This is a genomic window from Nocardioides sp. ChNu-99 (assembly GCF_029493445.1).
GTDB lineage: Bacteria > Actinomycetota > Actinomycetes > Propionibacteriales > Nocardioidaceae > Nocardioides.
On record NZ_JAHWBL010000105.1, the window covers coordinates 1 to 3678 of the forward strand.

General features: G+C 70.2%; 3 protein-coding genes. All 3 read right to left on the reverse strand.

Annotation, left to right across the window (positions count from 1 at the left end; all coding sequences use genetic code 11):
* Positions 1-85: 85 nt before the first annotated feature.
* Positions 86-1111, reverse strand: coding sequence for a hypothetical protein (locus tag KK617_RS18500; RefSeq protein ID WP_277501660.1), 1026 nt, complete (start codon positions 1109-1111; stop codon positions 86-88).
* Positions 1083-2441, reverse strand: coding sequence for a phage portal protein (locus tag KK617_RS18505; protein ID WP_277501661.1), 1359 nt, complete (start codon positions 2439-2441; stop codon positions 1083-1085). The genes KK617_RS18500 and KK617_RS18505 overlap by 29 nt, the downstream gene beginning before the upstream one ends.
* 31 nt (positions 2442-2472) lie before the next feature.
* The coding region (locus KK617_RS18510; RefSeq protein ID WP_277501662.1) for a hypothetical protein at positions 2473-3678 on the reverse strand (1206 nt) is incomplete at its 5' end.

The window sequence follows — 3678 nt, forward strand, 5'->3', positions numbered from 1 at the left end:
GCGCGGGCTGAGCTTGAGTCGCTTCACTGGGTTCCTCCGTCGCGGAGTTCCCCTCGGCCTCGCGCCTCGGGGTGGTCTGTGGGGGCTACGTGATGTAGCCGTGGAGCCGGAGCAGACGGATCCGCTCGGCGGGGTCGTCGCCGGCGAGCGCGAGGATCGACTCCGGCATGAGCCGCGGGCCGCGGGTCTGCCCAGGGGTGCGGCCGCGGCGGGTGGTCGCCTCGGTCGTGAGGAGCACGCTGCGGCCGGCGACCTGCGCTCGTCGCATCCCTCGCCGTGCGTTCACGACGCGGGAGATGTCCGCGCCGTCGCGGATCGCCTGCGCGCCCGCGGCGCCGAACACCCGGTCCTGTTCGGTCTCGGTGAGCGCCGCGAAGTGGGAGTCCGGGGATTCCACTGCCATGAGCCGGTCGAGGGTCTCGCGGCCGGCGGCGGTGCGGTTGTCGGGGGCCGGGAGGTGGGTGCAGCGGCACCGCGGGTGGCGCTCGAACCCCTCGTTGAACAGGTAGAACCGGCCGGTCAGCACGATGCACCGCGAGCACGCCCCGGGTTCGGCCATCCGCACCCAACCGGTGACCCACGGCCGTTGGGCCATCGCAGCCTCGTCGGCGGCGCGGGCGGTGTCGGCCAGGATGGTCTCGACGAGGCCGTCGATGTAGTCCTGGGTGTCGTCGAGCGCCTGGCGGGCGAGGACGATGTCGGGCCCGCGGGTGACGGTGAGGGTCTCGCTGAGGTCGGTCCGTCGCAGGTCGTTGTACCGCTGGCCGGCGTGGGCGACAGCCTGCTCGAGGAGCCCTCCTGTGGGCAGCCCGTCGCCGGAGACGCCCGTGAACGCTTCGGGACGCAGCACACCCGGTTCGGTGCGGGGCCCGAACGCCAGCTCGTTGAGGACGTCGGCGACGTACACGTCGGACTCGCGTGCGGCCAGGACCTGCGCGCCCGCGATGAGCGCGAGCGCTGGCCCCGCGACCTCCTGCTGGTACTGGTCCTCCCACGACGTCGACGCGGGGTCCATCCGGGACCACGCTCGCCGTACCCCGGCCCGGGCGATGGCCAGGAGCCGCGCGATGCGCCGCTGGTGCCTACTCGCCGAGGCCGGCGGGGTCGGCATTCCTCAGCGTCCGGTCGATGCTTTCGAGCGTGGGGTCGCCGGCCTCGGCCGCGAAGTACTCCCGCTCCTTGGCCTTGCGCGCCTCGGACCAGCCGAGCTCGTCCCAGTAGCCCTCCCGAGACAGGACCTTCTGCGCGTGCCGCTTCGCGAGCGCGTCCTCACGCTGCGACACGGTGGGGGTGGCGGGGTCGAACCACTCGACGCGGACGCGGTTGCCGGTCACCCACTCGCCGGTGCGGAACCGCATGGCGAGCGCACCGACCCAGCCCAGCGACATGCCGAGCTCCTCGTTCTGCCGCTCCACCGAGCGCACGAGCCGCGCCTCGTCGGCGCGGATGGCGCCCTCGGCCGGCGGGTTCGAGGACAGCAGCCCGAAGTAGCGAGCCGGGAAGCCGGAGACGTTGGCGGCCTCCTTGCCGTAGATCTCCAGCGCGGTCTGGAAGTTCTTCAGGTCGGCCTGGGAGAACTGCCCCCACTTGGCGTCCTTGCTGGTCAGGATCTTGATGGCGTCGAAGTACGCCTCGAACAGCGGGACGGGCTGGCCCTTGTCGTCGACGAAGTCGCCCTTCGCGATGCCGGTGGCCCAGATCGACGGCACGCCGTGGGCCTCCTGCGCGAACTGCAGGTTCGTCAGCGACCGTGCGGCGGCGTCGACGAGCGGGATGAGGTCGCTCATCTGCGACTCGCCTTCCCACTCCCCCGACACCCGCCGGTTGAGGTGCATCACGACCGGCACCGCGCCCAGGTTGTGCTCGTCGCGGTCGACCTCGACCCACCGGCCGCGCCGCAGCTCCGTGTGGACGGTGACGTTGGGCCGGTACAGCGTCGAGCAGGAGACCCGGGCGCCGTCGACGTTGGTGGAGCGGAAGAACCGCGCGGCAGCCGTCATCTGCTCGCTGCGGGCGTCGATGACACCGGTCATCTGCCGCGGCGACTCGACCCGCACCAGCGGGAGGTCCTCGTCGCGCTCGTTGCTGCCGACGGTGAGGAACCCGCGACCGAACACCTGCCGGTCGATGTTGAACATCGAGAAGTGCGCCGAGAGGTTGTTCGCGTCCCAGATCGCCCGCAGGTCCTTGTCGGCGGTCTCCTGACCGGGCAGCACCAGCGACCGCACCTGCTGGCGGTCGTTGATGGTGTCGACCAGCGTCCGGCACCAGTTCGTGATGACCAGGAATCGCCGCATCTCGGGAGGGATCGCCATGCCGAGCTGCTCGATGCGCTGCTGACCGAGGTAGTAGCGCCACATCAGCTCGTCGTGCCGCCGGCGCGCGCCCAGGCGGGCCCGGAGCCGGTTCAGGAGGTCGATCTCGCTCTGGTCGAGAGCCACGAGCACCCGCCTCCCTTCCAACGTCGAGCAGTCAGCGGCGCAACCGGATGTAGGCGGGGCCCGTGTTCGCTTCCCAACCGCTCGCTCGAGCGTCGGCAGCAGCCTCGTGAGCGAGGACGTCGGCCATCAGGGCGTCGATCTTCTGGTGGTCCGACGGCTTGCCGAGGATGTACTTGTCGCCCGGCTTCCCGACCTTGCGCGCGTTCAGCGCGTGGGTGCGGGTGATCGCGCAGTCGTCGTGGGTGGTGGCGCCTTCGGCGAGGTCGTTGATGTACCGGTCGAGCGCGAAGTGCATCCGCGTGATCGACCGGGTGGGGAACGGGACCACGACGTCCTCACCGTGCTCGAGCGCCCACTCGTCGATCTGTGTCCCCCAGATGGGGTCTTGGTCGGCATAGAACCGCTCGACGTCGTACCGCTCGAACATCGTCGCGACCGCGGTCTTGACCTCGTCCTTCGGGATCCGGCCGCCCCACTCGTCGGGGTTCCAGATCATCGGCCGGTCGTCGGGCCCGTAGGTGGGCGTGAACCGGTGCCCGTCCTGGGTCTCGACGCGGATCGCGGTCCAGTCCCCCGACTTCGACCCGTCGAAGCCAGCACAGATCGACCCTGACACCTCGACCTCGACGGCGTCGCCCCACAGAACATCGGTGAGGAACGACCCGAGACCCTGCACCAGCCGGTTCCCGAAGAACCGCTCAGCCTGCGTGGGGTCCTTCTCCACGAGCTCGTCCGCCTCAGCATCGATGCTCTTGGGGTCGACCCACGGCGAGTCGGAGTAGACGTGGACGTGGATCTGGTGACGGTCGCGCTTCTTGCGGTAGTCCAGCTCGGCCGGCGGCTTGCGGTAGTACCGGAAGATGTCCTTCACCCGTGACTCGAATGCCTGCTGGGCGGCCGAGTTCTCCATCGGGTCCCACGGGTTCGTGAGCTCGATGGTGCGGCCCTGCATCGCGGCTATGCCGCGGCGCATGGTCTGCCACGTGTCGAGCACCCGGTTGGAGGAGGTGTAGAGCCCCGACTCGTCACCCAGGCCGCCGGTGAGGGGCTGCCCGAGCTTGGACTTCGCCGCCGACGACAGCGGCACGATCTTCCCGCGGTTCGGGAGCCGGATGAACCCCTCGCGCACGTGCACGAACTCGGCCAGCGGACCCGAGTGGATCATGGTCTGCAGCGGCTCGTAGACGTTGTTGGTCTGCGACTCCGCGAACGCGAGCAGCCCGAGCAGCGACTTGCG